This is a genomic window from Streptomyces sp. NPDC001020 (assembly GCF_053599115.1).
Window position 1 is genome coordinate 55,932 of the sequence record NZ_JBSFLQ010000026.1, and the last position, 25,448, is coordinate 81,379.

The 25,448-nt window shown below is 69.0% G+C and carries 24 protein-coding genes and 3 pseudogenes; 14 read left to right on the plus strand and 13 right to left on the minus strand.

Annotated features, from left to right (window positions below):
* The first annotated feature begins 3 nt into the window (after window positions 1-3).
* Genes ACWDEX_RS24005 through ACWDEX_RS24020 form a run of 4 tightly spaced genes read left to right on the plus strand, consistent with a single transcriptional unit; the run spans window position 4 to window position 6,024 of the window.
* The gene (locus ACWDEX_RS24005) at window positions 4-936 is read left to right on the plus strand and encodes a carbohydrate ABC transporter permease (protein ID WP_450465904.1); all 933 of its coding nucleotides are present in this window, start codon (window positions 4-6) and stop codon (window positions 934-936) included.
* Window positions 933-1,790 carry a carbohydrate ABC transporter permease gene (locus ACWDEX_RS24010; RefSeq protein ID WP_450465905.1) on the plus strand — a complete coding sequence of 286 codons (858 nt, stop codon included), beginning with the start codon at window positions 933-935 and terminating at the stop codon, window positions 1,788-1,790. The genes ACWDEX_RS24005 and ACWDEX_RS24010 overlap by 4 nt, the downstream gene beginning before the upstream one ends.
* Window positions 1,787-3,829, plus strand: a complete 2,043-nt coding sequence (locus tag ACWDEX_RS24015) for a beta-galactosidase (protein ID WP_450465907.1) — start codon at window positions 1,787-1,789, stop codon at window positions 3,827-3,829. The genes ACWDEX_RS24010 and ACWDEX_RS24015 overlap by 4 nt, the downstream gene beginning before the upstream one ends.
* The gene (locus ACWDEX_RS24020) at window positions 3,826-6,024 is read left to right on the plus strand and encodes an MGH1-like glycoside hydrolase domain-containing protein (RefSeq protein ID WP_450465909.1); all 2,199 of its coding nucleotides are present in this window, start codon (window positions 3,826-3,828) and stop codon (window positions 6,022-6,024) included. The genes ACWDEX_RS24015 and ACWDEX_RS24020 overlap by 4 nt, the downstream gene beginning before the upstream one ends.
* A gap of 16 nt (window positions 6,025-6,040) precedes the next feature.
* Here ACWDEX_RS24020 and ACWDEX_RS24025 read toward each other — a convergent pair.
* From ACWDEX_RS24025 to ACWDEX_RS24045, 5 genes and pseudogenes are all read right to left on the minus strand, one after another.
* A pseudogene (locus ACWDEX_RS24025) lies at window positions 6,041-6,442 on the minus strand (RNA-guided endonuclease TnpB family protein); the annotation flags it as partial.
* Between the two features lie 295 nt (window positions 6,443-6,737).
* On the minus strand, window positions 6,738-7,397 hold the full coding sequence (locus tag ACWDEX_RS24030) for a LysE family translocator (RefSeq protein ID WP_450465911.1): 660 nt from the start codon (window positions 7,395-7,397) through the stop codon (window positions 6,738-6,740).
* Window positions 7,398-7,835: 438 nt separating this feature from the next.
* On the minus strand, window positions 7,836-8,276 hold the full coding sequence (locus ACWDEX_RS24035) for a hypothetical protein (RefSeq protein ID WP_450465913.1): 441 nt from the start codon (window positions 8,274-8,276) through the stop codon (window positions 7,836-7,838).
* Window positions 8,277-8,596: 320 nt separating this feature from the next.
* The gene (locus ACWDEX_RS24040; RefSeq protein WP_450465915.1) at window positions 8,597-8,752 is read right to left on the minus strand and encodes a hypothetical protein; all 156 of its coding nucleotides are present in this window, start codon (window positions 8,750-8,752) and stop codon (window positions 8,597-8,599) included.
* A gap of 12 nt (window positions 8,753-8,764) precedes the next feature.
* A complete protein-coding gene (locus tag ACWDEX_RS24045; protein ID WP_450465916.1) occupies window positions 8,765-8,926 on the minus strand; it encodes a hypothetical protein in 162 nt (53 codons plus the stop codon).
* Between the two features lie 189 nt (window positions 8,927-9,115).
* Between ACWDEX_RS24045 and ACWDEX_RS24050 the strand changes: the two are divergent.
* Window positions 9,116-9,616, plus strand: a pseudogene (locus ACWDEX_RS24050) (M1 family aminopeptidase); the annotation flags it as partial.
* On the opposite strand, the gene ACWDEX_RS24055 reads toward ACWDEX_RS24050, so the two are convergent.
* Window positions 9,603-11,165 (minus strand): M4 family metallopeptidase, encoded by a 1,563-nt coding sequence (locus ACWDEX_RS24055; RefSeq protein ID WP_450465978.1) that lies wholly within the window; start codon window positions 11,163-11,165, stop codon window positions 9,603-9,605. The pseudogene ACWDEX_RS24050 and the gene ACWDEX_RS24055 overlap by 14 nt on opposite strands.
* A 536-nt stretch (window positions 11,166-11,701) precedes the next feature.
* On the opposite strand from ACWDEX_RS24055, the gene ACWDEX_RS24060 reads away from it, so the two are divergent.
* The gene (locus ACWDEX_RS24060) at window positions 11,702-12,436 is read left to right on the plus strand and encodes a GntR family transcriptional regulator (RefSeq protein WP_450465917.1); all 735 of its coding nucleotides are present in this window, start codon (window positions 11,702-11,704) and stop codon (window positions 12,434-12,436) included.
* Between the two features lie 131 nt (window positions 12,437-12,567).
* On the opposite strand, the pseudogene ACWDEX_RS24065 reads toward ACWDEX_RS24060, so the two are convergent.
* Window positions 12,568-13,336, minus strand: a pseudogene (locus tag ACWDEX_RS24065) (aminopeptidase P family protein); the annotation flags it as partial.
* A 291-nt stretch (window positions 13,337-13,627) separates the two neighbouring features.
* On the opposite strand from ACWDEX_RS24065, the gene ACWDEX_RS24070 reads away from it, so the two are divergent.
* Both ACWDEX_RS24070 and ACWDEX_RS24075 read left to right on the plus strand, forming a co-directional pair.
* The gene (locus ACWDEX_RS24070; RefSeq protein WP_450465919.1) at window positions 13,628-16,024 is read left to right on the plus strand and encodes a M9 family metallopeptidase; all 2,397 of its coding nucleotides are present in this window, start codon (window positions 13,628-13,630) and stop codon (window positions 16,022-16,024) included.
* A 279-nt stretch (window positions 16,025-16,303) separates the two neighbouring features.
* Window positions 16,304-16,531: a hypothetical protein gene (locus tag ACWDEX_RS24075; protein WP_450465921.1), complete on the plus strand. Its 228-nt coding sequence runs from the start codon at window positions 16,304-16,306 to the stop codon at window positions 16,529-16,531.
* A gap of 21 nt (window positions 16,532-16,552) precedes the next feature.
* Here the strand turns inward: ACWDEX_RS24075 and ACWDEX_RS24080 are convergent, their stop codons facing one another.
* A complete protein-coding gene (locus ACWDEX_RS24080) occupies window positions 16,553-16,705 on the minus strand; it encodes a hypothetical protein (RefSeq protein ID WP_450465922.1) in 153 nt (50 codons plus the stop codon).
* 251 nt (window positions 16,706-16,956) lie between these two features.
* Between ACWDEX_RS24080 and ACWDEX_RS24085 the strand changes: the two genes are divergently transcribed.
* The 3 genes from ACWDEX_RS24085 to ACWDEX_RS24095 are packed head-to-tail and all read left to right on the plus strand — an operon-like array spanning window position 16,957 to window position 18,394.
* Window positions 16,957-17,751: a hypothetical protein gene (locus ACWDEX_RS24085; RefSeq protein ID WP_450465986.1), complete on the plus strand. Its 795-nt coding sequence runs from the start codon at window positions 16,957-16,959 to the stop codon at window positions 17,749-17,751.
* Window positions 17,685-18,185: a GGDEF domain-containing protein gene (locus tag ACWDEX_RS24090; protein ID WP_450465980.1), complete on the plus strand. Its 501-nt coding sequence runs from the start codon at window positions 17,685-17,687 to the stop codon at window positions 18,183-18,185. The genes ACWDEX_RS24085 and ACWDEX_RS24090 overlap by 67 nt, the downstream gene beginning before the upstream one ends.
* Complete coding sequence (locus tag ACWDEX_RS24095) at window positions 18,182-18,394, plus strand: hypothetical protein (RefSeq protein WP_450465987.1); 213 nt, start codon at window positions 18,182-18,184, stop codon at window positions 18,392-18,394. Before ACWDEX_RS24090 ends, ACWDEX_RS24095 begins: the two co-directional genes overlap by 4 nt.
* Window positions 18,395-18,585: 191 nt before the next feature.
* Here the strand turns inward: ACWDEX_RS24095 and ACWDEX_RS24100 are convergent, their stop codons facing one another.
* Complete coding sequence (locus ACWDEX_RS24100; RefSeq protein WP_450465924.1) at window positions 18,586-18,993, minus strand: MerR family transcriptional regulator; 408 nt, start codon at window positions 18,991-18,993, stop codon at window positions 18,586-18,588.
* Between the two features lie 49 nt (window positions 18,994-19,042).
* On the opposite strand from ACWDEX_RS24100, the gene ACWDEX_RS24105 reads away from it, so the two are divergent.
* Window positions 19,043-19,924: an NAD(P)-dependent oxidoreductase gene (locus tag ACWDEX_RS24105; RefSeq protein WP_450465981.1), complete on the plus strand. Its 882-nt coding sequence runs from the start codon at window positions 19,043-19,045 to the stop codon at window positions 19,922-19,924.
* 157 nt (window positions 19,925-20,081) lie between these two features.
* On the opposite strand, the gene ACWDEX_RS24110 is transcribed toward ACWDEX_RS24105, so the two are convergent.
* The 4 genes from ACWDEX_RS24110 to ACWDEX_RS24125 form a co-directional block, all read right to left on the minus strand.
* Entirely contained in the window at window positions 20,082-20,486 is a 405-nt protein-coding gene (locus tag ACWDEX_RS24110) for a DUF6262 family protein (RefSeq protein WP_450465925.1), read from the minus strand.
* Window positions 20,473-20,739: a hypothetical protein gene (locus ACWDEX_RS24115; RefSeq protein ID WP_450465926.1), complete on the minus strand. Its 267-nt coding sequence runs from the start codon at window positions 20,737-20,739 to the stop codon at window positions 20,473-20,475. Before ACWDEX_RS24115 ends, ACWDEX_RS24110 begins: the two co-directional genes overlap by 14 nt.
* Before the next feature lie 432 nt (window positions 20,740-21,171).
* Entirely contained in the window at window positions 21,172-22,488 is a 1,317-nt protein-coding gene (locus tag ACWDEX_RS24120) for a hypothetical protein (protein ID WP_450465927.1), read from the minus strand.
* Window positions 22,489-22,814: 326 nt separating this feature from the next.
* Complete coding sequence (locus ACWDEX_RS24125; protein ID WP_450465928.1) at window positions 22,815-24,035, minus strand: MFS transporter; 1,221 nt, start codon at window positions 24,033-24,035, stop codon at window positions 22,815-22,817.
* Between the two features lie 76 nt (window positions 24,036-24,111).
* Between ACWDEX_RS24125 and ACWDEX_RS24130 the strand changes: the two genes are divergently transcribed.
* On the plus strand, window positions 24,112-24,474 hold the full coding sequence (locus tag ACWDEX_RS24130; protein ID WP_450465930.1) for a MerR family transcriptional regulator: 363 nt from the start codon (window positions 24,112-24,114) through the stop codon (window positions 24,472-24,474).
* A gap of 81 nt (window positions 24,475-24,555) precedes the next feature.
* The gene (locus ACWDEX_RS24135; RefSeq protein ID WP_450465931.1) at window positions 24,556-25,362 is read left to right on the plus strand and encodes an alpha/beta fold hydrolase; all 807 of its coding nucleotides are present in this window, start codon (window positions 24,556-24,558) and stop codon (window positions 25,360-25,362) included.
* Window positions 25,363-25,448: the final 86 nt, after the last annotated feature.

A 25,448-nucleotide genomic window follows, 5' to 3' on the forward strand; every position in this document is an offset into this window, starting at 1 on the left:
GCGATGGCCGCCCCTACCGCCTTCGACGGGCCTCTCGCCCCGGTGCGCAAACTCTCCGTGGCACGCGGCAGACGACGGCGCCCGCGCCTGGCTGCCTGGATCTTCGCAGGCCCCGCGGCCGTCCTCTTCGGGCTCTTCTTCGCCTATCCGCTGGGTGCGAGCCTGCTGCAGAGCTTCACCTCCGAGGACGCGGGCATCACCCGCTGGGTCGGGCTCGGCCAGTACCGGCGGATGATCGACGACCCGGCGTTCCTGGAGTCGCTGTTCAACACCGGCGTCATCCTCGCCGTACAGGTCCCAGTGATGATCGGCCTCGCACTGGCCCTTGCCGTGCTGCTCAACCAGTCATGGCTCCGCTTCCGCGGCACCTGGCGCGCGGTCTACTTCCTGCCCGCCGTCACCACCCTCGTCGCGTACGCCGTCGTCTTCCAGGTTCTGCTCAGGACGGACGGCGGCCTGGTGAACCAGATCCTCGGCGCGATCGGCGTCGGCCCCATCGACTGGCTCAACAGCCCCACCTGGGCCCGCATTTCGCTCATCGTGTCCCTCACCTGGCGCTGGACCGGATACAACGCCGTCATCCTGCTCGCCGGACTGCAGACGATCGGCAAGGAACAGTACGAGGCCGCCTCGATCGACGGCGCCGGGACCCTGACCACCTACCTCCGCGTGATCCTGCCGCAGCTGCGGCCCGTGGTCCTCTTCTGCGTCATCACCTCCACCATCGGCACCCTCCAGCTCTTCGACGAGAACTACGTCCTCACCCGTGGCGGCCCCGACGACGCGACCCTCACCCCCGTCGTCTACCTCTACAAGGTCGGCTTCCAGCAGTTCGACTTCGGCTACGCCGCCGCGATCGCCTGGGTCGTCGTCGCGCTGATCGCCGCGATCTCCGCCCTCCAGTACCTCGCGTTCGGAAGGGAGCGCCGCCGGTGACCGCCCTCTCCCCGGCCCCGGCACCGGTCCACCCGGCCCGCCGCGCCGGCCGCTGCCTCGTATGGCTGCTGCTCGCCCTCGGGGCCGTGGTCAGCCTGGTGCCGTTCCTGTGGATGGCGATCGCCGCCACGCACTCCACGCCGGAACTGTTCCGCTCGCCGCCGCCGTTCCTGCCCGGCGGGCGGCTGCTCGACAATCTCGTGCGCCTCCAGGACACCATCGGATTCGGCCGCGTGCTCCTCAACAGCGTCGGGATCGCCGTCGTGCACACCGCGCTCAGCTCGCTGATCTCCGCGATGTGCGGCTACGGGCTCGCCAAGTACCGCTTCCGCGGCCGCGGTCTGCTGCTCGGCGCGGTGCTCGCGACGATGATGATCCCGTTCCAGGTGCTCCTGGTGCCGCTGTTCCAGATGATGGCGAGCGTCGGCTGGATCGACTCCTACCAGGCCGTGATCCTGCCGTTCCTCGCGAACTCCTTCGGCATCCTGCTGATGCGGCAGGGCTTCGTCGACTTCCCTGACGAACTCCTCGAATCGGCCCGCGTCGACGGCTCCGGGGATCTGCGCACCTTCTACCAGGTCGTGCTTCCGTGCGTACGCCCCCAACTGGGGGCCCTGGTGATCTTCACCTTCATGGGCCAGTGGAACAGCTTTATCTGGCCTCTGCTCATGCTCAACACCGAGGACAAATACACCGTGCCCGTCGCACTCAACACCCTCACGGGTCTCTCCCATGTCGACTACTCAGGACTGATGCTCGGCTCGCTGCTCGCGACCCTGCCACTCATGGCGCTCTTCCTGCTCTTCCAGCGGCAGTTCGTGGCCGGACTGCTCGGCGGGGCGGTGAAGGGATGAGCCGCCCGAGCCGGACCCGTCTCACCCGAGTCCCCGGCCTCCTGTACGGCGGCGACTACAACCCCGAACAGTGGCCCGAGGAGGTCTGGGCCGAGGACGCCAAGCTGATGCGGGAGGCCGGGGTCACCATGGTGACCGTCGGCGTGTTCTCCTGGGCCCGGCTCCAACCCGGCCCGGACACCTGGGACCTCGCCTGGTTCGACCGGCTCCTCGACCTGCTGCACGCCCACGGCGTCGCCGTCGACCTGGCCACCGCCACCGCCTCACCGCCCGCGTGGCTGGTGCGCGCCCACCCGGAGATCCTGCCCGTCACCGCGGACGGTGTACGCCTTGAATTCGGCTCGCGCCAGCACTACTGTCCGTCCTCACCCCAGTACCGGGCCGCCGCACTGCGCCTGACGCGCGCCCTCGCCGAGCGGTACGCGAACCATCCCGCGCTCGCCCTGTGGCACATCCACAACGAGTACGGCGACCACGTCACGGAATGCTTCTGCCCCCGCTCGGCCGCCCACTTCAGGGCCTGGCTCAGCGACCGCTACGGCACGATCGACGCCCTCAACCACGCCTGGGGAACGGCCTTCTGGTCGCAGCGCTACGCCACGTACGACGAGATCGAACCGCCGCGCACCGCGCCCGGACCGGTCAACCCGACCCAACTCCTCGACTGGCGGCGGTTCTGCTCCGACGCGCTCCTCGCCCTGCACCGCGCCGAACGCGACATCCTGACGGAACTCAGCCCCGGCACTCCCTCGACGACCAACTTCATGTCGATGTTCAAGGCACTCGACTACTGGAAGTGGGCCCAGCACGAGGACTTCGTCTCCGACGACGCCTACCCGGACCCCTCCGACCCGCGCGCCCACATCACCGCGTCCCTCAACTACGACCTGATGCGCTCCCTCAAGGGCGGTACACCCTGGCTGCTCCTCGAACAGGCCCCCTCGGCGGTCAGCTGGCGCCCCGTGAACCTCCCCAAAAAACCGGGCCTGCAACGCCTGTGGTCGCTCCAGGCCCTGGCCCGCGGCGCCGACGGCATCATGTACTTCCAGTGGCGGGCCTCCCGCGCCGGAGCGGAAAAGTACCACAGCGCCCTGCTGCCGCATCGCGGCACCGTCTCGCGCGGCTGGCGCGAGACGGTGCGCTTCGGCGCCGAACTCGCCCGTCTCGGCGACGTCGCGGGCAGCCGTCTCACCGCCGATGTCGCGATCGTCCTGGACTGGGACTCCTGGTGGGCCCTGGAGGCCGACGACCACCCCTCGGCCCGGATGCGCTGGCCCGACCTGTTGCGTCCCTGGTACACGGCCCTCCACACCCGCGGCATCACGATCACCTTCGTCCCACCGCACGCCGCCCTCGACGGCTACCGGGCCGTCCTCGCGCCCAACCTGCACCTCCTGCGCCCGGAGCACGCCCGCCGGATCGCCGACTACGTGCGCGGCGGCGGCCACCTCGTGTGCGGCCCCTTCAGTGGCGTCGTCGACGGACACGACCACATCCACGACGGGGGAGCACCCGGCCCGCTGCGGGACGTACTGGGCCTGTCCGTGGACGAGTTCTGGCCGGTCCCCGACGGGGAGACGGTCACCCTGGCCTCCGGAGCCGAGGCCACGCTGTGGACCGAGTGGATCGTGACCGAGGGCGCCGAGACCGCCGACGTGTACACCTCGGGCCCGCTCGCCGGCCGGCCCGCCGTCACCCGGCACCCGTACGGCTCCGGAACCGCCTGGTACATGAGCTGCCACCTCGGCGAAGACATCGGCGACATACTCGACCGGGCCCTGACCGCAGCGGGCGTACAGCCCGTCCTGGACACCCCCGAAGGCGTCGAAGTGACGGTCCGCGCCGGCGCGCAGGGCACCTATCTCTTCCTCCTCAACCACGGCGACCGGCCGGCACAGACCCCGCTGGCCGGTGCGTACGCCGCCGGCGGCACCGATCTGCTCACCGGACAGGCCGTCCACGGCCACGTAGCTCTCGCACCCCTCGGCGCCGCGGTCATCCACGTCGCCCCCGACTCCCCTGGAGGGACAGACCAGTGACCAGACACCGGCCCCTGCACGCCCTGACGGCACTCCTGCTCGCCGCGGGGGCACTCGCCGCCCCGCAGGCCGCCTCCGCCGCGGACCGTCCGCAGCCGCCGTCCCGCTACGCGGACGTCCTCGATCTGCACGGCACCCCCACCGCCGCCCTGCCCGGCAACGACGAAGACAACAACCCCGTCACCGTCTTCGCCGACCGCGGCGCCTGGCACGCCTACGCCCTGCCCGAGAACGGCGAGCGCGCCGCGTACGGAGGCTTCAGCGGGCCGCTCTACATAGCCCAGGAATACCCGTGGTGGCTCAGCACCTCCTTCAGCCGCATGGGCCTCAGTGAGGGCGGGCACACCCTGGACCTGGCCGCGGGCGGTACGCCCCGGTTCACGTCGCTGCCCGGGCTGCTGCGCCAGTCCTACGACCTCGGACGCGGCTTGAACCTCACACTGGAACTGCGGTTCGCCACCAGTCGCAGCGCATTCGTACGAGCGGAGTTACGCAACACCGGTACCGCGACGCGCACCCTGCACGCCGACTGGACCGGCAGCCTGCTGCGCCCCGCCGACCCGCCGATGCACGACGCGCCCTCGCTCACCGCCACACCCACCGGCGTCGGCGTCGACTTCGCGAAGGTCCGCAAGGTGTGGGACTACCTCACGGACGGCACCGAACGCTTCGAGGTCACCCACAAGGAACCCGTTCGCACCACCGTCGACGGCGACACCTACCGGACAGAAGCCACGGCCCCGGTGACCCTCGCCCCCGGGCGCACCCACAGCTTCGACTGGACCGAGTCCTACACCTTCACCGCCGCCGAACGCACCCGCGAGGCACACAGGGCGCGACACGTCCTCGCCGACCCCTCGGCCGAGGCCGCCGCCGCTGACGAGCGCTGGCGCGGCTATGTCTTTGACGTGACCCGCGGCGTGCCGTCGGACCGGCGGCGCACGGCCGTGAAGTCGCTGGAGACACTCGTCACCAACTGGCGCAGCGCAGCAGGGGAGATCAAGCACGACGGCATCACGCCATCGATCTCGTACAAGTGGTTCACCGGCGGCATCTGGGCCTGGGACACCTGGAAGCAGGCAGTCGGCACCGCCCGCTTCGACCCCCAGCTCGCCCAGTCCCAGATCCGCTCCATGTTCGACTGGCAGATCCGGCCGGACTCCCCGACCCGGCCGCAGGACGCCGGAATGATCCCGGACGTCATCTTCTACAACGACCCCTCGCGCGGCGGCGGCAACTGGAACGAGCGCAACTCCAAGCCCCCGCTCGCCGCCTGGGCCGTGTGGGAGGTCTACCGCAGGAGCGGCGACACGGCGTTCCTGCGCGAGATGTACCCGAAACTCGCCGCCTACCAGGACTGGTGGTACCGCAACCGGGACCACGACCACAACGGCCTCGCCGAGTACGGCGCCACCGTCGACCCCGCCAACGACTCGCCCGAACAGCAGCGCCTGGCCGCGGCCTGGGAGAGCGGCATGGACAACGCGCCCCGCTACGACGCCGCGCTCGGCACGTCCGTCGTCGCCAACCGGGCTCCGGACGGCACCCTCCTCGGCTACTCCCTCAACCAGGAGTCCGTCGACCTGAACGCGTATCTCGCCGCGGACCAGGGCTACTTGGCGCGCATCGTGGCCGTCGTGGGGCACGAGCGCGACGCCCGGCGGTGGAAGGAGAAGTCCGCCGCCACCCACGCCCTCGTACGGAAGACGATGTACGACCCGGCCGACGGCTGGTTCCACGACACCGCGCTCGGCACCGGCAAGCCGCTCACCGCGCGCGGGCGCGGCATCGAGGGCGCCGTCCCGCTGTGGACCGGCACGGCGTCCGCCGCGCAGGCCGGGACGGTGCGCGACCGGCTGACGGACGCCGCGGAGTTCGCGACCCGGGTGCCATTCCCCACGGTCGCGAAGAGCTCCCCGTACTTCTCGCCGACCGCCTACTGGCGCGGCCCCGTCTGGCTCGACCAGGCGTACTTCGCACTCGGAGGCCTGCGCCGCTACGGCTACGGCAAGGACGCCGATGCCCTCACCGACCGGCTCCTCGCGCACGCGTCCGGGCTCACGGGCAACGGTCGGATCATGGAGAACTACGACCCGGTCACCGGGGCGCCGCTCAACTCGCCCCACTTCAGCTGGTCCGCGGCGCTGCTGCTGCCGATGCTGACCGGAGACGAGATGCCGACCGGGGACAATTGACGTGCTCCCTGGCCCAAAGTACAGGGATTCCGGCCTGGGTCGGCTGACCCTTCCGGGGGCTTCCTGCTTCACCGCGCTGTGCCGGGACTTTCGTCCTGGTCTTACCGGCGCTCCACGAGGCGTTTAGCGTCTCCGCCCGTCCGGCGGCGACGATACGGCGTCCTTCGAACAGGACGTTGCGTGCTGCGTTGTGGTCGCGGTCGTGCACGGTGCCGCACTCACCGCACGTCCACTGCCGGACGTGCAGGGGTTTGGGGCCGTCGCGGAATCCGCAGGCCGAGCAGACCTGAGAGGACGGGAAGGCCCGGTCCACCTTGGCGAAGGTGCGGCCGTGCTTGACCGCCTTGTACTCCAGCATGCCGACGAACGTGGACCATCCCGCGTCGTGCACGGACTTGGCGAGCCGGGTACGCCCGAGGCGCCGGCGCCTGGGCGCCCGAGGTATTCGGCCATGGCCTCGCCAGCGTCCTCCACGGTGCGTCCGATGACCAGGGCTTTCTGTTCGGGGCCGAACGGGTGGCCGTGCGCCGCGAAGATGGCCGTTTCCGCAACGGTCCAGCATGTTTCGGTGTCGACCAGCAGGCCGTCGCAGTCGAAGACCACCGCCTCGGCGCTGGTGAGGAGCGTGCCCATGCAGATGTCCTTTCGCTTCAGGTGGCGCAGGTGCCCGTTCGGCGGCTGTCGGATCGCCTGAGGCTGCGTCGCCCGGTGCCTTACTGTCCGAGGGCGAGCCGGATGCCGAAGGCGGCGATGACCGTGCCGGTGATGCGGTCGAGGTAGCGGCGAGCCGAGGGCCGTTGCAAGCGGTCTCGGAGCGCGTGCGCGAAGGCGATCAGCGCGCAGGCCCAGATGACGGCCAGGAGGATGTGCACACCAGCCAGGAGCACGCCTGGAGCGAGGTGCGAGGCGCCGGCGGGGATGAACTGTGGGAGCAGCGCAACATAGAAGGCGCCCATCTTCGGGTTGAGCAGATTGGTCACGAACCCTTGCCGCCAGCCGCCGAGCAGGGTGTCGCCGGCGCCTGTCCTGGTCTTGCCCTCGCCCCGGGCCCCCGCTGTCGGCGGGCTCTGGCTCGATGAGTGGTGCCGGTTGGCCCACAGCAATCTGCCGCCCATCCACACCAGGTACGCGGCACCGGCCCAGCGAAGAGCCTCATAGGCGAGGTGAGACGCGGTCAGCAGTGCAGTCACACCGAGCGAGGTGAGCACGCCCCAGACCAGTGTGCCGCTCTGGATGCCGAGGACCACGCCCCAGGCGCGACGTCGGTGTCCGAGCGCTGCGGTGCGCAGGATGAGGGTGGTATCCAGCCCGGGAGTAAGCGTGAGAAGTCCCACCATCAGGGCGAACGTGCCTATTGCGTCTGGGGTGATCATGAGCGATCACCCTAGGTCGGGAGCCGTGGCGCGTCCATACTCCTGCCCGATATCGGGCAGGAATCGCGGTATTCGACTCCGAACTTGCGTATCGCACCTCACGATGGCGTGTCCGGGATGCGCCTCAAACGATGGGGTAAGCCGCTCAGCCGGGACTCCACTGGAACGGGGGTCCCTACAGCCACGACGGCAGTACAGGCGCAGGTCTCCGGTGATCACAGAGCGTCACCACTCCATGACCTCCAAGACCTGCGCCTGCTTTGCTGCCGAGACCCACCACCGCGCCTATCTGCGCGACCTCTAAGGTGCACGTCACAGCAGCCTTGAGACGCTTCATCCCCGGCGTGAACGCCGGCGCTTTCTGCAAGAGTCCCGGGAGCCAAGGTCCCGGGGGGCAGGCGGCGGCCGAACGCCCGGGGGGCTTCCCACCCGCCCGGCTCAGCCGACGATCGGCGAGACGGCGACGCAGCCGGCGGCTGCCACCACGCCCACGCCGGACTTCTCGACCAGGACCTTGCCCCTGTACACAATCTTGCAGGAGAGCTCACCGGAGCCGTCGTTGACGTCCACGGCAATCGGCGCAACGGTCGGCGCCTCGATGCCGCGCAGCTTCACCGTCTTCTTCCACGGCAGCGTGGGGTTCTTCACCGTCTCCAGCTTCGGGTTGGTCGAGTCTCCGCCGCCCGCATTGAACTCGATCGAGTCGACCTTCTCGCCGGTCACCTCATACTCCTCGTTGACCTGCCTGTCGACCTCCTTGCTCACCTCGTCCTCGACCTGCTTGGCGGCCTCGTCGGCGATGTCGGAGCAGGCGCCGAGGCCGAGGACGAGGCCGCCCACGACAAGCGCGGACGCGACGGAGCGGCTGACGCGGTTCATCTGGAATGACCCCCCAGGTCACGCGGACTGTGTAAGCGCAGGCAACAGTAAAGGACGAGTAAAGTCAATTTGTTATCAAGTGGACTGAAGCACTGGCCTTCGTCGTCGGCCGCAGGCCGGCAGTCACCGCGTTGTCGCGACCGCCCGCGTACATCCAGTACGCGGGCGACCCTCCGCCTTGCGATGCTCCCCCACAGCCCGAACGGCGTGGGAGGTACCCCCAGCACCAGACGCCGCGGCGCCCGCCCTCCGGGCGGACGACGGGCAACTCCACACAGGCCCTAGCTTGACTCTGTCGGGGATCTTGATGGTTGCGGGTGTCAGCTGGCGGCTTGCCAGGAACCCGGGCGCGGGATGCTGTCCTTGTCGAGGTAGTCCTGGAATGCGGTCGGTGCTCGTGGGGGCGCGCTCTCGCCGGAAGGCTGCTGGCTGAGGCGCTCGACATTGACGGCGATGGCGGTGAACACGTGCTGCACGTGGGTCTCGGCCTACCCGCGGTAGCGGCAGCGGCGCATGCCGTGGCCGTGGGCGAACTCGCAGATGGTGCCCTCGATGCCGGAGCGGGTGTAGCGCTTGTGCCACACCGGTTCCTGCTGTTTGGCGCGGTTGCGCAGCTGGAGTTCGAGCAGCTCGCGCGGGGGGAAACCCACGGTGAGGCTGACCCTTTGGAGTGGACACCTCTGCGGTTATCTTTCGCACGGACGAGGCCCGCCCTGCGCTTCTCCTGTCCGGGCTGCTCAGCATCCGGTGACGCGGGAGCGTCGTCGTCGCTGCCCTCCATCCAGGCAAGGAGGTCCCGCCTGCGCTGCTCCATGCGTTCCTCGTCAATGGGCACAACAACCCAGACCACGCCGGTCATTCCGGCCAAAACTTCGACATCACCAACCTTGTGCGCGAGCTGGCCCATGAGTGGTTCGGCAACTCGGTCACGCCGAAGACCTGGCGGGACATGTGGCTCAACGAGGGTTTCGCGACGTACGCGGAGTGGCTGTGGTCGGAGGACCACGGCGGTCCCAGCGCGGAGGAGTTCTATGGCGCGCTACGAGAAGGACGAGAACTCCTCGCTGTGGTCGTTCCCGCCGGACGATCCCCGGGCCGCCGCGTCCATCTCCGACTATCCGGTGTACGTGCGCGGTGCGATGGTGCTCCACAAGGTCCGCCGGGCAGTGGGCGACCGGGCCTTCCGCGACATCGTGCAGGGCTGGACGAAGGACCACCGGTATGCCAACGCCTCCACGGACGACTTCACGTCGTACGTGGAGGCGAAGGCCGGCCAGGACCTCAAGGAGGTGTGGGACACCTGGCTCTACGGCAAGGGGAAGCCAGTTACTTCACGTTGATCGCGGTCCAGGCCTTGGCCACGGCCTGGTACTGGGTGCTGTTCGCGCCGTACAGGTCGGTCGCCGCCTGCAGCGTCGCGGTGCGCGCGCCCGAGTAGCTGGTGGTCGAGGTCATGTAAGTGGAAAGGGCCTTGTACCAGATCTTGTAGGCCGCGGTCCGGCCGATGCCGGTGACGGTGATGTTGCCGGAGGTCGGCGAGTTGTAGGTGACACCGTTGATGGTCTTGGTGCCGCTGCCCTCGGAGAGCAGGTAGAAGAAGTGGTTGGCGGGGCCGGACGAGTAGTGGACGTCGAGCCGGCCGACGCTCTTCGACCAGTAGTCGGCGGACCTGCCGTCCTTGCTGGGCTGGTCCATGTAGCGCAGCGGGGTGCCGTTGCCGTTGATGTCGATCTCCTCGCCGATGAGGTAGTCACCGGTGTCGGAGGTGTTGTTGGCGTAGAACTCGACGGAGGTGCCGAGGATGTCCGAGGTCGCCTCGTTGAGGCCGCCGGACTCGCCGCTGTAGCGCAGGTTCGCGGTGCGGGAGGTGAGGCCGTGGCTCATCTCGTGGCCGGCCACGTCGAGGGACGTGAGCGGGTGGGTGTTGCCGATGCCGTCGCCGTAGGTCATGCAGAAGCAGCTGTCGCTCCAGAAGGCGTTCACGTAGGCGGTGCCGTAGTGGACGCGGGAGTAGGCAGCCTTGCCGTCGTTCGCGATGCCGTTGCGGCCCAGCTCGTTCTGGTAGAAGTCCCAGGTCATGGCGGCGCCGTAGTGGGCGTCGACGGCGGCGGTCTGGCGGTTGGAGGCGGTGCCGTCGCCCCAGACGTCGTCGGCGTCGTTGAAGAGGGTGCCGGTGCCGGCGGAGCCACCGTTCAGGTCGTACGTCTTGTGGCCGCCGCGACCGCTGTCGGTCAGGTCGAAGGTGGAGCCGTTCGGGGTGGTGCCGAGGGTGACGGAGCCGCTGTACATGCTGGTGCCGGAGCCGGTCTCGATGGCCTCGTACTCGAACAGCTTCTTGCCGGTGACGGCGTCGGTGACGACGTGCAGCTCGCTCGGGGTGCGGTCGGCCTGGAGGCCGTTGACGACGATCTCGTAGGCGAGGGCCGGCTTGCCGGTCGCGGCCCAGATGACCTTGCGCGAGCTCGCGGCGGAGGTCTTGGTGTTGTCGGCCGCGGCGGAGGCGGCGAGCGCTTCCTTCTTGGCGCCGGCCTCGGTGACAGTGGCAGCGGTGGACGCGACGGCGATCTTCGCGGAGATCGCCTTGGTGACGCCCTTCAGCTTGCCGCCCTTGGCCTTGTGGACGACGAGGTCGCCACCGAGGATGGGGAGGCCCTCGTAGGTGCGCTCGTAGCGGGTGTGGACGGTGCCGTCGGCGTCCTTGATGACGTCACGGACGACCAGCTGCTCCTTGCCGTCGAGGCCGATCTCCTGAGCGACGGCGTCGGCACCGGCCTGAGCGGCCTTGATGGCGGCGGCGCGCTGAGAGGCGCTCTGCGGCAGGGCGGTGGCGCCGGCCTCGCGCTCCACGGCGGCGCCCGCGGAGCCGGCCTGCACGCCGAGGACGACCATCGCCGCGGAGGCGGCGAGCGCGGCGGCGCGGATGACGGTCTTACGGGGGGTGCCCGAAGCGGCGGTCTTTGCGGTCACTCTGGTCTCCTTGGGTCTCGAGGTGTGACGGGCCGTAAGACTGCCAGGAGTTGAGCGCCTCTTGACAGAGGTCGGTCAAGTTCTTGCCAACCGTTGCCTGGAAGGCGCATACCGATGTTCGTTATCCGGTCAACAGCCTTGATTTGGCAGCTCTTTGCGCATGACCGCGCATGAACACCCGAGTTGGCGGTCTTTTGGACGCCGCCGATGATTCGGTCGTGATCTGGCCCGGGGTAGGTGAATCGGTCACCGGAGTCGTCGTAGGGCATTCGGAACACAACGAAGAGCTGAAGATCCACCTGTCCTGATCGAGTCGAGCACCGAAGGACAGAACGGAACGCCGCGGCGACGCGCGGAATCCGGGACCCTCGCGAGTTGTCCGCCGGTCGGGCGCGACAGGTCCCGGTGGAAACGTGACATTGTATTCTGAGGGCCCGTACGGCGCTGGAGGAACACATATGGGCCGCCTGACGACGCTCAAGGCGATCTCGGCGCATGAGCACTTGCGTGACCGGGTCGCGGACGCACTCAGGGCGGCTCTGATCGCCGGTGATCTCCGTCCTGGCATGATCTACTCCGCTCCCGCGCTCGCAGCCCAATTCGGGGTGTCCGCCACTCCGGTCCGCGAGGCCATGCTCGACCTGGCGCGGGAGGGCCTGGTCGAGGCGGTCCGCAACAAGGGCTTCCGGGTCACCGAACTGACCGAGCAGGACCTCGACGACTTCACCGAGCTGCGCGCCATGATCGAGGTGCCCACCGTCGGCCGGATCGCCCGGATGGGCAAGACCAAGGAGCTGAAGGCGCTGCGGCCGCTTGCTCTGGCGATCGTGGACGCCGCCGCGGAGCAGGACATCATCGGATATCTGGAGGCCGACCGCCGCTTCCACCTCGAACTGCTCGGCCTGGCCGGCAATCGCAGGCTGGTGGAAGAGGTCGGCAACTTGCGCAAGCGATCGCGTCTCTTCGGGCTGAACAGGCTGTCGGAGACGGGGCAGTTGATCGCATCGGCCGAGGAGCACGTCGAGCTGCTGGACCTCGTGATCGCCGGTGACGTACAGCGCGCCGAGACCTGCATGCTGGCTCACATGTCGCACGTCAGGTCGCTGTGGGCCGAGAAGGACGGCCAGGAGACGGCGGCCACCACGGGACTGGTCGGAACCAGCAGGGTGCCCGTGCCGGTCGCGGAGGCCTGACCGGCACGGCGCTACGACCCGAACCCCGGTCGTCCGAGGCTTGAGCCGCCCCTGGCCCGCATGCCGCGCCCCTCGGCCGGCTGTGCGGTGCGTCTGCCCGTCCCCGGTGCGTCCGCTCGTCCCCTCGACCGCGGGCCGTCATTGCGGATCCAGTGCAGGACACAGGCGTGTGCCCCGGCTGCGGCGATCGTCGAGTAGCCCGGACCGTTGCCCTCAAGCCGGGCCCTCAGATCGAAGACGCCCTGGATCCAGCGCTTGCCGCGGCGGTGCCGCAGCGCCTGCGGGAGGCTTCGCACCACATCCTCGAACCCTGCCACCGTCGCATCGGCGGCATGCTGCAACTGATCCTTCTCCCAGAGGTCCTTGGCGAGGCGGAGTTCGCTGAGCACCGTCGCCAGTCCGGCCGGTGCCGACCGCCTGGGCGCAAACGAACCGCGGCTGCACAGCGGTTCGTCGACGGACGGGTCCACGCCGTCCAGCACCCGTATCGGGGGCTGTGGCCCGGTCAGCAGCTTCTCCCATGCGTCCAGGTGTGCGCAGCGGATGCCGGTCATCCGGGTGGCCTCCGTCAGGTCGGGCCTGCGCCCGACCCAGAACTCCCCGTATCGGCGGTCACGGTAGAACTCGCCGCCGGTGCGTGGTGACCGGGGCCGCAGGTACAGCACCGCCTCGTGCCGCTCGTCGCCGTCGGGTTTGAGGACGAGGCCATGGCTGGCGTGGTCCTCACCGGTGAGGCCGGTGAGCCAGGCGCAGCCGGTGGTCGGTGTCGTTGGAGCGGACCGCGAGCCGGGCACGGCGGGCGGGTGTGACGTCGTACGAGGGGACGCGGATGTCCGCCGGTAGCGGGGTGGCCGCCCACGCCGTGCTCATGAAGGCGTCCAGTGCGGGCGACACCGGCAGGTCATGACTGCTGGCGAGGGGCGCGGAGAGGGCTGGGACACGGGCGTTACCCCTCGGTGTTCTGTCGGTGCGCTGCTGAAATCCGTTGCTGCAGCGATGAGTTGGCGCGGAGATGAATGTGTGTGAGAGGGCTTCCAAAGAACATGTGACATATGCAATTGTACAGCGCGCAGTGAGGAAGAGGTCGTGTCCATGCCATGCCCACGGAGGAATTCGGTCCGGCCTCACCCCCGCGCAATCCCCCACAACCGCGCGCCATCGCGCGGTCACGACTCCGCTGGGAGGCGGCACGTGAAGAACCGAACGGTTCGACAAAGATTCACCGGACTGTCCACTGTGGTCCTGGCAGCATGCCTGGGCGTGGGCCTGCTCTCCACACCGGGCCAGGCCGTCGAGCGGCACCCCACCGCAACGACAGCGACCGATCACACCCGGAGCGCCGCCGCCGGTTCGGCGCGTACGGGCAGTGGACCCGCCGAAGATCCGGGCGGCCCCTCCGCCGAGGCGCCGACCGCCCCTGCGGACGATGCCGACCACTTCGGCCGCAAAGCCCTCAAGGCCGCCGACCGCCCGCCGTTGTCGGCGTCCAAGGACGCACTGCGGCGGGACTACGACGACCCGGGCGCCGCGCTCCCGAGCCACCTGGCGCCTTCGATGAAGGCCGCCTCCAAGGCCAAGGCCAGGGCCGACTCCAAGGCCCGGACCGCGGCCGAGTGCAATGTCAGCGACTTCACCAGCCGCACCGGAAGCGACCTGGTCCAGCAGATCAAGTCATCGACAACCGACTGCGTCAACACGCTGTTCCGTCTCAAGGGCAACGACGGCAAACTGGCCTTCCGCGAGGCGCAGATGGTCACCGTCGCCAACGCCATGCGTGAGGGATCGGCCGCCTACCCCGGCGACAGCAGCACCGGCATGCCCCAGCTGGTCCTCTATCTCCGAGCCGGGTACTACGTGCAGTACTACGACCCCGACACCGTGGGCAGCTACGGGCCGGAGCTGCGAACAGCCATCCAGGGCGCGCTCGACGCGTTCTTCGCCTCCTCGCACGCCTTCGACGTCACGGACGCCAACGGGGAGACCCTGTCCGAGGCTGTCATATTGATCGACAGCGCCGTGGAGAACGCCCGCTACCTGTCTGTCGTCAAGCGGCTGCTGGCCGACTACGACTCCTCGTACAACAGCTCCTGGTACATGGTCAACGCCGTGAACAACGTGTACACGGTGTTCTTCCGCGGTCACCAGGTGCCGGAGTTCATCGCTGCGGTGGAGGCCGACCCCAGCCCGCTGGACGCCCTCAGCGACTTCGCGTCGCGCCATCTCGACCTGCTGGGCACCAAGCAGTCGTTCCTCGCTTCCAACGCGGGACTTGAGCTCGGCCGCTTCCTCAAGGAAGACTCCCTGCGCCCCAAGGCAAGCCCGTTGGCCGCCGCACTGCTCGGCAAGAGCTCCATCACCGGCCCCACCGCCCCGCTCTGGGTCGGCGTGGCGCAGATGGTCGAGGCCTACGACAAGGCGAACTGCTCGTACTACGGTACCTGTGACCTCGCCCAGCGCCTGAAGAGCGCGGTCCTCCCCGTCAGCCACACATGCAGCGACAGCATCCGCATCCTGGCGCAGCAGATGTCCGCCGAGGACCTCGACGCGAGCTGCACCAGTCTGCGCAACCAGGATGCCTACTTCCATGACGTCGCCCGGGACAACCGTCCGGTCGACGGCGACCGCAACACCACCATCGAGGTCGTGGTCTTCCACTCCAGCACGGACTACCAGACCTACGCCGGCGCGATCTACGGCATCAACACGAACAACGGCGGCATGTACCTGGAAGGCGACCCCGCTGCGGAAGGCAATCAGCCCCGGTTCATCGCGTACGAGGCCGAGTGGGTCCGCCCCAGGTTCCAGATCTGGAACCTGAACCACGAATACACGCACTACCTCGACGGCCGCTTCGACATGCACGGCGACTTCGAGGAAGGGCTGACCACGCCGACCGTCTGGTGGGTCGAGGGCTTTGCGGAGTACGTCTCCTACTCGTACCGAAAGGTCAACTACGACGCCGCCGCTGTCCAGGCCGCGAACCACACCTACACCCTGCGGACCCTGTACGACACCACCTACGACAACGCCGACCAGACCCGCATCTACAACTGGGGCTATTTGGCCGTCCGTTACATGCTGGAGTCCCACCGCGCGGACATCGACACGCTCCTCGGTCTCTACCGCAAGGGTGACTGGGCGGGTGCTCGCACCCTGCTCACATCGACCATCGGCGACCGTTACGAAACCGACTGGAACACCTGGCTGACCGCCTGCGCGGCCGGCAGCTGCGGCGGCGGCACGCCTACCGAACCCGGGGGCGAGTGCACCGGGAAGGACGCCAGGGAGCTGGGCAAGGACTGCAAGCGCAGCGGGCTCAAGGCGGTCAAGGACGACTACGCCTATCTGTACGTACGCATTCCGGCGGGCACCGCTCAGCTGCAGATCACCGTGACGGGCGGCACGGGCGACGCCGACCTCTACTACAACGCGGACACATGGGCGACCACCACCGCCTACACCAGCCGGGCCGTCGGCGCCGGGAACGAGCACACGCTGACCATCGACCACCCGGAAGCCGGATACCGCTTCATCAGCCTGCACGCCGTTGAGGGATTCGACGGTGTGACCGTCTCCACCAAGTACTGAGCACTGGTGCCGGTGCTCCGGGCGGGGCATCGGCACCGATCTCCTTCTGGCACAGGGCACAAGGCACAGGGTGTACGGCAGCGGCCGGCCGGAGCGACGGAACTCGCTCCGGCCGGCCGCTGCCGCGCACAGACGGCTCACATCAGACGCAGCGCGCCGGGGGACGTTTCGTCCGCCAGAATCTCCACGAGCAGGTCGCCTCGGCCTCTCCGACCACGGGGCGACCTCACAGGGAGGCGCGATGATTCAGATCACTCTCGGCAAGAAGAAGGAAGAACGGTGGAGTTCACGCGGGCGGATCCGGACGGGTCCGCCACCGCCACCGTCGCCCCGCTGTTCGCGACGTCGGAGCCGACCCTGTCGGACTTCGCCGAGGATGACTGTTCCAAGCCGGACAAGCAGGACCGGCAGGTGTGCTTCACGCTCGGCAAGAGCACCAAGGACAAGGCGAAGCGATCCAAGGCGCCCAAGCCCGGCAAGACCAGGGAGACGACGCAGACTTGGTGAGTGACGTTTTCTCAGTGGTGATCACTTCCAGATTCCGTTGAGGACGAGGGCGGCGCGGGCGATGTCGCCGATCCGGCTGGGGCTGAGGGTGACGCGTTGCAGGGTGCGCCAGCGCTGCTTGAGTTCGGCTGCGGCGCGTTCGCCGAGCGCGCGGACACGGACAGCGTGGGCCATCCGGCGTGCGGAGCGACCTTGGCTCAGTGCACGAGGCTCAGGGTCCCCTTGGCCTGCTGGTTACTGGCCCCTTCTCCGAAAGTTCTTCCGCGCCTACGAGTTCTGCGTGCCGGACAAAACGCTCGGAGCGGCCGGATCCGTGCGATCAACTCCGGGCATGTAGCGATACGCTCTGTTCGGAGCTGTGATAGGACACTTGCCATTCCGCTCTTGACCTCGTTCATGCGCCCGCCCGGAGGCACTGTGGGCGGGTGGGCGTACAGGATGTGAACACCGCCGTCACGGCGCTCGGGGCGGTCTTCTCGGGGCTGGAGGCCCTCGCCGCGGTCGCGGTGGCGCGTTGGCAGACCGTGTTCGGACGCCGCCTCGCCTTGGAATCGATGAATACGCAGGCCACCGTGGAGCGGAAGCTGAGGCTGGAGGCGCAGCGGTGCGAGGCGTGGACGGCATTCCTGCGTGCTGCAGACGCGTTCGTCGACGCGGTGTGGCGGCTGGGGGATGTGGACCCGGGGTCCCGGGCGGAAGAACTGCGGGCCCAACGACAGCCGCTGATGGAAGCGTGCTCGGGACTGAGGGTCCTCGGCCCAGACGCCGTCGTCCGGCACGCGGAGGCTGTAGCGGAGCGGTGCGCCCGCATGGAACGGTATGCGGTCAGGCGGGCCCTGGTGCAGTCCGCACTGGACGCCCTGGAGCGATGGTGGTGCCCAGGGAACGCGGAGCGGTGCGAGGAGCGGTGCGGGGGCAGTGACGCGCACGGCTGCGCTTGGGTAGCGCACGTGATGCTCGAAGGCTGGGGCGACCGGGACGAGGACGACCGCCCCGACGACCTCGACCACCTGGAGTACCTGATCCGGGAGAGCGGCGTCCTTGCGGCTGGACCGTCCACGCGCTCACGCTCCACCGGCGCCTCGCGGCCGAACGCCGAGACCCGCTCACCGGGGCCCAGCGCCGCGCCGCGTTCGAGCGCCGTGCCCAGCGCCTGCTCGCCCGCCACCGGCAGGACTCCCTGCTCTGTCTGGTCGACCTCGACCACTTCAAGGGCCTGAACGACACCCACGGTCATGCCGCCGGCGACGCCGCGCTCGCCACGACCGGCGAGCGTCTCGCCCGCTGGGCCGGACCGCACGGAGTCGTCGGCCGGCTGGGCGGAGACGAGTTCGCCGTCGCCACCCGCGTGGACACCCGGGCCTGCGAGAACGCGATGGAGCAGCGACTGACGGAGCTGATGGACGCGCTGCACGAGCCCGTGCCCACGAATGCCGGCCCGCTCCCCGTCGCCGCGTCGGTCGGCACCGCCGTCCCCGACTACCTCGGCATCCACGCCCTGCCTGCCCTGCTGCGCGGCGCGGACGTCTCCATGTACCGCACCAAGCATTCCGGCCAGTACGGCTGGGCGGAGATCGAGGACCTGGACGCACCCACCGTCAACGGCCGCCGTGCCGGCCGCCGGGGTACCGGGCTGCTGGAGCGTGCCGCATGACGACCGCACTCGAAGTCGGCGACTGGATCCGCGGCATCACGATCCGCCAGCCCTGGGCCACCTGCATCCTTGCCGGGAAGCGCACGGAGAACCGCGCCGTGCACTGGCTTATGGGCAGCTCGTTGGGTTGTTCCACGCGTGACCAGGCCTTCTGCCTCGTGGACATGTCTTCGACGCAGTTATTGGCCGGGAATGCCAGCGCAGGCTAACGCTTCAGCCCACATCTTCGGCTCGCAATTTGGCTGGGCCACGGCGTCTGATGAACTGCGCCGCCGCGCCGATTCAGATGCGGTACGACCTGCTTTTCCTGGACCCTGACGAACATGCCTACGCCCTTCCGGGACGGCGTGGCCCGCCATCCCGCTGGCACGGCTCGGGCCGTAGCCAGCACTCGGGCTGCTCAGGCGGGGACGGGCTCCGGGCCAGCATCGTCAAAGGGCGGATAGGTCTGGCTGCCCATGCGCTCGGCCGCATCAATGTAGTCAGCAAGAGCGTCGCGGGATTGAGCGAGCCTGTCTATCCGGTCGTCCAGTTGCTGCAGCCGTGACCGCATCGCGGCTAGCAATTCGGGACAGCCGAGCAGCTCCGGGGTCTCTCCAACCGCACAGGGCAGCAGGTACGCGATGTCCACGGAAGACAAACCGGCGCCAAGCAAGTGGCGGATCTGTTTCACCCGCAGTACGGCGTTCTCACCGTACTTGCGGTAACCGTTCGCGTTGCGGTCTGCTTCCAGCAGGCCCTGGGCCTCGTAGTAGCGCAACCGATGCGCGTTGACGCCCGTCCGGCGACTCAGTTCCCCGATCCGCATCGAAACCTCGCTTGACCTTCACACCAGTATCAACGTTGACGATGCTGCCATGAACAAGACCGATACACCCGTGACAGTCATCGGACTCGGGCTGATGGGCCAGGCACTTGCCGGCGCGTTCCTGAAAGCCGGGCATCCCACGACCGTGTGGAACCGCACGACCTCCAAGGCTGACCAGCTGGTGGCCGAGGGTGCGCGGTTAGCGCCAACAGTCGGCGACGCGCTCAAGGAATGTTCCCTGGCGATCATCTGCGTCACCGATTACCAGGCTATGCAGGAGCTGCTCGGCGCGAGCGATATCCAGTTGGACGGCACGATGCTGATCAATCTGACCTCGGGCGACTCGGCCCAGGCCCGGGAGGCCGCCCGATGGGCCGAGCAGCGCGGCGCCCACTATCTGGACGGTGCCATCATGGCCATCCCGCCGACAATCGGCACCGCCGAGGCGGTGATTCTGCACAGCGGGCCGCAGGCCGACTTCGAGGCACACAAGTCGACACTCGACGCACTCGGCACCGTCACCTACCTTGGTACGGACCATGGGCTGGCGTCCCTGTACGACGTGGCTGGCCTGGCCATGATGTGGAGCGTCTTGAACGCCTGGCTCCAGGGCACTGCCCTGCTCAGGACGGCCGGTGTTGACGCCACAACGTATGCGCCGTTCGCGCAGCAGATCGCGGCCGGTGTGGCCGAATGGCTGCCTGGGTACGCCAAGCAGGTCGACAGCGGCTCCTTCCCGGCCGAGGTGTCGGCTCTGGAGACCGACGCGCGGGCCATGGCACACCTGATCGAGGAGAGCGAGGCGGTGGGTGTCAACGCCGAACTGCCGAAGCTGATCAAGGCGATGGCCGACCGCTCGATCGCCGCCGGCCACGGTGGAGAGCAGTATCCCGTGCTGATCGAAGAATTCAGCAGATCCCGCAGCGACTGACCGACCCCGATGCCCGGGAACGAGTTGGTCTGGCTAACTGCCGATGTCATCCCCTGCTGCTCGGGGCTTCACCGTCGACGCCTGGAGTCCGGACCGGCAGGTCCTGCCAGAGGTTGGCGCGGATCGCAGGACGTCATCGTGAGGTGGGCGTAGCCGATCACGCATCCGGTCGGCCCAGTTGAGATGCGTTGCGGAGTCGGCGGATTTCGCCGTATGCGGTCTCCAGGCGTCCGGCGAGCTCGCTGTTCTCCGCTCGCAGCTGCTTGATGCGCGCGAGCGCGGTCTCCAAACGTGGCTGGACGGAGGCCTTTGACGCCGGCTGTGACCCGGTCCGCTCGGTGGCGGGCTGCCGGTCCTGCAACTGCCGGACGGCGGCGACGAGGTCGGGCTGGATATATAGCCACGACCTCGAGACACCGGCCGTCTTCGAGATCGCCGCGAAGCTGATCCGGCCGCCTGTGCATTGTGCTGTCGAGATGTCCTTCTCGGCGTCGCTGCGGGCGCGCTCGCTGCGACGCCGGGTGGCCTCGGCTAGTGCGGCGGTGTTGTCAGCTGGCGGCATCGACGTCCTCCACCTGGCCGCCGACGACGATCTGGTTCTCGGCAGTCCCTTCGAGGGTGCTGATGATCGTGTCGAGTTTGCCGAACGTGCGGCGGTTCTTCTCCGCGACTCGGGCGAGCCCGGCCTGCTCGGCCTGGGTGATGAGTTCGCTGGTCTCCTGCCGCTGTTGGCGGTGCTGCTGGAGGAAGTCGCCGGTGGTGATGAAGAACCGGCAGTCCAGGCAGGGGTTGGCGTACTCGCAGTCGGTCTGCACCGGGGCTCCGCCGTCACCTTCACCGGGCGGCAGTGCTCATCGGTGAGGCTGAGCCGCTCCAGCCAGATCGCCAGATGGTCGCGCATGCGGCGGTCGCTGACCGGCTTGCTGCCGTCGACGTTCTTCAGCGAGGCCGGGAAGAGCCACTTGCACCCTTGGGGGAAGCGCTCGAGGACGACCTGCTGCTGGCGGCCGATTGCGGCCGCGAGGTCCTCGCTCAGCGGGAAGAACGCCGCGCGGTCGTGGATCTTGCGGTTGAGCCAAGCCAGGTAAGGGTTGTTCTCGGCGTCCCGGACGATGCAGTCGAAGGGCAGCGAGCGGGCGTCCTTCGTACGCAGACCGCAGGACATGAGAATCTTCAGCAGTTCCCGTCCGTCGTCGGACGGGAACTGCGCGACGGCCTCGGGGGCCTCCAGCTGCCGCATGAGGTGCTCAGGGATGAACCGCGGCTTCAGCGCGCGCGGCTTGGGGGCGGCGTCGTAGATGAACGCGCTGCGGGCCAGGTCCGGTTGCCACTCGTAGCGGTGGACGTCGCGCAGGAAGACTCCGACGCAGTTGACGGTGCGCGAGCGGTGGTGCTCGCTGTGACCGTCGGTCTGCAGGGCGGCCAGCCAGGTCTCGATGCGGGCCCGGTTGAGCGCCGCCGGTCCGGCATCGACGCCATCGATATCGGCGAAGTGGCCGGCCAGCCGGGTGGATGGCCTGAACGCTCAAGGTCAGGCCGGCCGGGTTGCTGCCGCGGGTCAGCCGCCAGCGGGTCCAGCGCTTGGTCAGATCCCGCAGCCAGGGCTGGGGAATGTCGCCGAAGTGCAGGCGGCAGCAGCCCTCGTTTGCCAGGTCGAGCAGCCGCAGATCCCAGCTGTCACGCGGGAACTGGTCGGCCCACGGATCGTCGGCGATCAGCAGCCGCTGTAGCTCGAACCGGGTGTCGCGGATGAAGGCGAAGGACAGCGACTGGTAGCCCTTGCGCGCGACGCGGCAGAACTCCAGCCACTGCGTCTCGTCCCAGTCCATCAGGCTGCGCACGCCCGATTCGCGGATCCAGCTCAGTGCGCGGGTCACCGTGCGCGGGGCCGTGTGACGGTCTCCGATGTCGGCCCGGCGCTGCAGCCCGAACTGCACCTCCAAGCGGACCTGGCGCCCCAGGTCGTGAAAGCGGGTGTAGGGGTCGCGCCGCAGCTCCAGCCGCTCGAACCACTCGATCAACTGGTCGTCCGGCAGCTCGGGATGGCCGTTGTTGCGCCAGCGGATGGAGTGCCGTCGGCACAACACCGACCCGGGCCCCGTCGTCCACCACGGGCGGCAGCACACAGTCCCGCTCGCCGTGCGGCGGCGCCTCGTAACGCGCAGTGGCCAGCCACGCGTCCAGGTCCGGCACCCGGCCGCCTCCCACAGCTCGGTGTGCCGGGTGCAGATCCGTGGCGAGCACCCGTTCATCGAGCGGCGGCAGCCCGTCACCGCGCAGCCCCGGATCACACGGTGGTGCCGGTGGTAGGCGTCCTCGCCGGGCACCCACGCCTCGAACTCGGGGCGGCCGGCCTGCACCCACCGCTGGTAGTGCGCGGTGCACAGCTGCTTGACCGAGTAGCTCAGCATTCGCTCGCACGACGGGATGCGGCACTCGCCCTGGAAGAACACCCGGCTGTCACGCGGCGGATAGAACTCCTCGCCCCGGAACTCCGGCCGCACGACCTCCATCAGCCGCTCCAGCAGACCGGTCGCTGGCTGGACGCGCTCCAGCGTGCTCACGCCTCCAGGGCGAAAGTGCCGACGTCCCGCATGACGAGGCATACCGCCGCGTGTTCGGTGAGGGTGAGGCGTGAGCTACAAGGTGGCCGGGGGCTCTGGTCCCTCGCCCAGGCGGAGCGGTTCGCCAGGGACGGCCCGACGGGGTGCGGCAGGTGTTCACTGCCGTCGACCGCCGCGCCGACGACCCGTGCCCCGAGGGCGTGTTCGGCAGTGCCGACGGCTCTCAAAGGCCTGCTGGTCGCACCGGGTGGGACCAGCCAAGCACGCAGCCCCGGCCCAATCTCTCGGGATCCACAGATGCTGGACGGCGAGGCGTCGTGCACCGATCAGCCGGTCTGGCGGCTGTCGCGGCGGGGGAAGGCATGGCGGTGGGCGGCAGTGGTGATGGTCAGGGCGGTGGCGAGCAGGGCGAGGGCGGACCAGGGCAACACGGTCGGGCCGCCGTGGTCGAGGATGAGGCCGCCGGCCAGTGCTGCGCCGGCGATGCCAAGGTTCCAGCAGGTGACGAGCAGGGACTGAGCGATATCACCGGCCGGGCCGGCCGCGTCGGCCACCGCGGTCTGCAGAAGGGTGGCGGCGCCGCCGAAGGCGAGACCCCAGATCGCGGCGCTGGCGAAGGCCAGCCAGGAGACGGAGGCGAGCAGGGCCACGGCGATGGAAAGGGCCGCAGTGATGAGGAGGGCGCAGGCGGCGATCGTCAGGGCACGCAGGTGCCGGTCGATCAGTGCGCCGGTGCCCAGGATGCTCGCCAGCGAGGACAGGCCGAGGACGAGCAGTACGGTGTCAGTCCGGCCGTCGAGCCCCAGAGGCGCGAGCAGTGCGGCGATGTAGGTGTAGAGGATGTTGTGCGCGAGGACGAAGGCCGCCGTGACGGCCAGGACGGCTGCCACTCCCGGAATCCGCAGCACCTGGCGGACGGGGACGCGGGTATGGGCGGGCCGCCTTGGGACGGCGGGGACCGCAACGAGTATCCAGGCGGTCAGGCCCATGGCGACGGCGCTCATCAGTGCGAAGGTGAACCGCCAGCCTGCCAGCGAGGCGAGCAGGGTGCCGGCGGGCACGCCCACTGACAGGGCCACCGTCGAGCCGCCCATGGCGACGGCCATCGCCTTGCCGCGTTGCTCCGGCGTGACGATGCTTCGGGCGTACCCGGCCAGCAGGGCCCAGAGCAGGCCGGCGACAAGACCGGCGGCGAAGCGCGCGGCCATGGTGAGGGGGTAGTTCGCAGAGACCGCGGTGACCGCGTTGGCCGCGGCGAAACCGCCGATGGCCAGGAGCAGCAGCCGCTTGCGCGGCCAGCCGGCGGTGGCGGCGGTCAGCGGTATGGCCGCTGCGATGGAACCAGCCGCGTACAGCGTGACCGACTGCCCGGCAGCGGACTGGCTGACACCGAGGTCCTCGCTCATGGCGGGCAGCACACCGGCGGGCAGGGCCTCGGTCATGATGGTGACGAATCCGGCGGTACTCAGAGCCAGCAGACCAGGCCAGGGCAGCCTGGTGGCGTGCACGGTCGAGAGGCTGGGGGAACGGAGCTCGTACGTGGGCATGGGCTCGATCGTTTACCCTTGACACTCATGTCAAGGTCCAGTCGGATCAGAACGATCGGGACGTGAGGATGGTCACATGCGCATCGGCGAACTCGCCCGGCTGACGGAAACCCCTCCGCGCTTGCTGCGCTACTACGAACAGCAGGGCCTGATCACTCCGCGCCGAGAGACGAACGGCTACCGCGACTACGACGACTACCTCGTCGACCGGGTCCTCCAGATCCGCGGGCTCCTGGACGCGGGGCTGCCCACGCGGATCATCAAGCAGATCCTGCCCTGTCTGGACAGCCCGCGGACGATCCACTTCGCCGACGCCACGCCGGAGATGATCGCCACTCTGGAGTCGGAGACGGAGCGGATGACACGTCGGATCCAGTGCCTCACCCGCAACCGCGACGCCATTCTGGAGTATCTCGCAGCGGTCAAAAGCCTTGCCTGAACCAGCAGTTGACAACACGGGCGGCGTGGAAGGCTCGTCGGCTTGACCTTGCCACTAGTGTCATGGCCTGACGCTGCTGCCATGACTGACTCCGCCATCCGGCACATCGAATTCGGCGACGGCACACCGATCATCCTGATCCACGGTTACACCGTCGACCACCACGTGCTGCTCCCCCTCGAACCCGCCTTCGCCGACCGCCCCGGGTGGCGGCGGCTCTACCCCGACCTCCCCGGCCACGGCACCAGCCCCCGGTTGCCGGGCACGGCCTCGGCGGCCGCTCTGGCCGACGCCGTCTTCGAATGGATCGAGACCGAGGTGGGTGAGCGGCCCTTCGCCGTGCTCGGGCAGTCGTTCGGCGGGCAGCTGGCCCGGGCTGTGTCGGCGAGGTTCGGGAAGCAGGTCCTGGGCTCGGCGCTGCTGGTACCGGTCGTGCGCTGGGGCGCCGACCGGACCCTGCCCGAGACGACCGTGGTCGAACGCGATGACGACCTCCCCGACCGGCTCCCGGCCGCGGACCGCGAGTTGTTCGGCGCCGTCATGGCCCGCCACACCAAGCGGAGTTGGGAGCTCTTCGAGCAGTACGTCCTGCCAGGGTGGCGAGCGCACGACCCGGCCGCAGCCGCCGAACTCGAAGCCGACTTCCTGCTGCCGCACTGGCCTGAGCACCAGGCGCCGGAGCACCACGGCCGGCACCTGCTGATCACCACCCGGCAGGACGCCCTGGTGGGCTGGCGCGATCAACTTGCCCTGCTCGACCACTACCCCCGCATGGCGGCGACGGTTCTCGACGGCGCCGGACACAACCCGCAGGTCGAATGCGCCGAGACCGTCCGGGGCCTGTTCGGGGCCTGGCTCGACGAACTGCCCCGCCCGGCCGACGAGTGAACGAGACGGCGCCCGGCGCCCCCGGAGGCCGTCCTCCTCGTCCTCACCAGCGCCTCGGGCACGGCTGCGGCCGCCGAGGTGAGATC

Excerpts from the sequence above, each read along its gene's own strand:
- ACWDEX_RS24015 (WP_450465907.1), top strand. The coding sequence starts at position 1,787 with ATGAGCCGCCCGAGCCGGACCCGTCTCACCCGAGTCCCCGGCCTCCTG.
- ACWDEX_RS24060 (WP_450465917.1), top strand. The coding sequence starts at position 11,702 with ATGGGCCGCCTGACGACGCTCAAGGCGATCTCGGCGCATGAGCACTTG.
- ACWDEX_RS24130 (WP_450465930.1), top strand. The coding sequence starts at position 24,112 with ATGCGCATCGGCGAACTCGCCCGGCTGACGGAAACCCCTCCGCGCTTG.
- ACWDEX_RS24055 (WP_450465978.1), bottom strand. The coding sequence starts at position 11,165 with ATGGTCGTCCTCGGCGTGCAGGCCGGCTCCGCGGGCGCCGCCGTGGAG.
- ACWDEX_RS24030 (WP_450465911.1), bottom strand. The coding sequence starts at position 7,397 with ATGATCACCCCAGACGCAATAGGCACGTTCGCCCTGATGGTGGGACTT.
- ACWDEX_RS24005 (WP_450465904.1), top strand. The coding sequence starts at position 4 with ATGGCCGCCCCTACCGCCTTCGACGGGCCTCTCGCCCCGGTGCGCAAA.
- ACWDEX_RS24100 (WP_450465924.1), bottom strand. The coding sequence starts at position 18,993 with ATGCGGATCGGGGAACTGAGTCGCCGGACGGGCGTCAACGCGCATCGG.
- ACWDEX_RS24125 (WP_450465928.1), bottom strand. The coding sequence starts at position 24,035 with ATGCCCACGTACGAGCTCCGTTCCCCCAGCCTCTCGACCGTGCACGCC.
- ACWDEX_RS24080 (WP_450465922.1), bottom strand. The coding sequence starts at position 16,705 with ATGGCCCACGCTGTCCGTGTCCGCGCGCTCGGCGAACGCGCCGCAGCC.
- ACWDEX_RS24110 (WP_450465925.1), bottom strand. The coding sequence starts at position 20,486 with ATGCCGCCAGCTGACAACACCGCCGCACTAGCCGAGGCCACCCGGCGT.
- ACWDEX_RS24095 (WP_450465987.1), top strand. The coding sequence starts at position 18,182 with ATGACGACCGCACTCGAAGTCGGCGACTGGATCCGCGGCATCACGATC.
- ACWDEX_RS24035 (WP_450465913.1), bottom strand. The coding sequence starts at position 8,276 with ATGAACCGCGTCAGCCGCTCCGTCGCGTCCGCGCTTGTCGTGGGCGGC.
- ACWDEX_RS24105 (WP_450465981.1), top strand. The coding sequence starts at position 19,043 with ATGAACAAGACCGATACACCCGTGACAGTCATCGGACTCGGGCTGATG.
- ACWDEX_RS24135 (WP_450465931.1), top strand. The coding sequence starts at position 24,556 with ATGACTGACTCCGCCATCCGGCACATCGAATTCGGCGACGGCACACCG.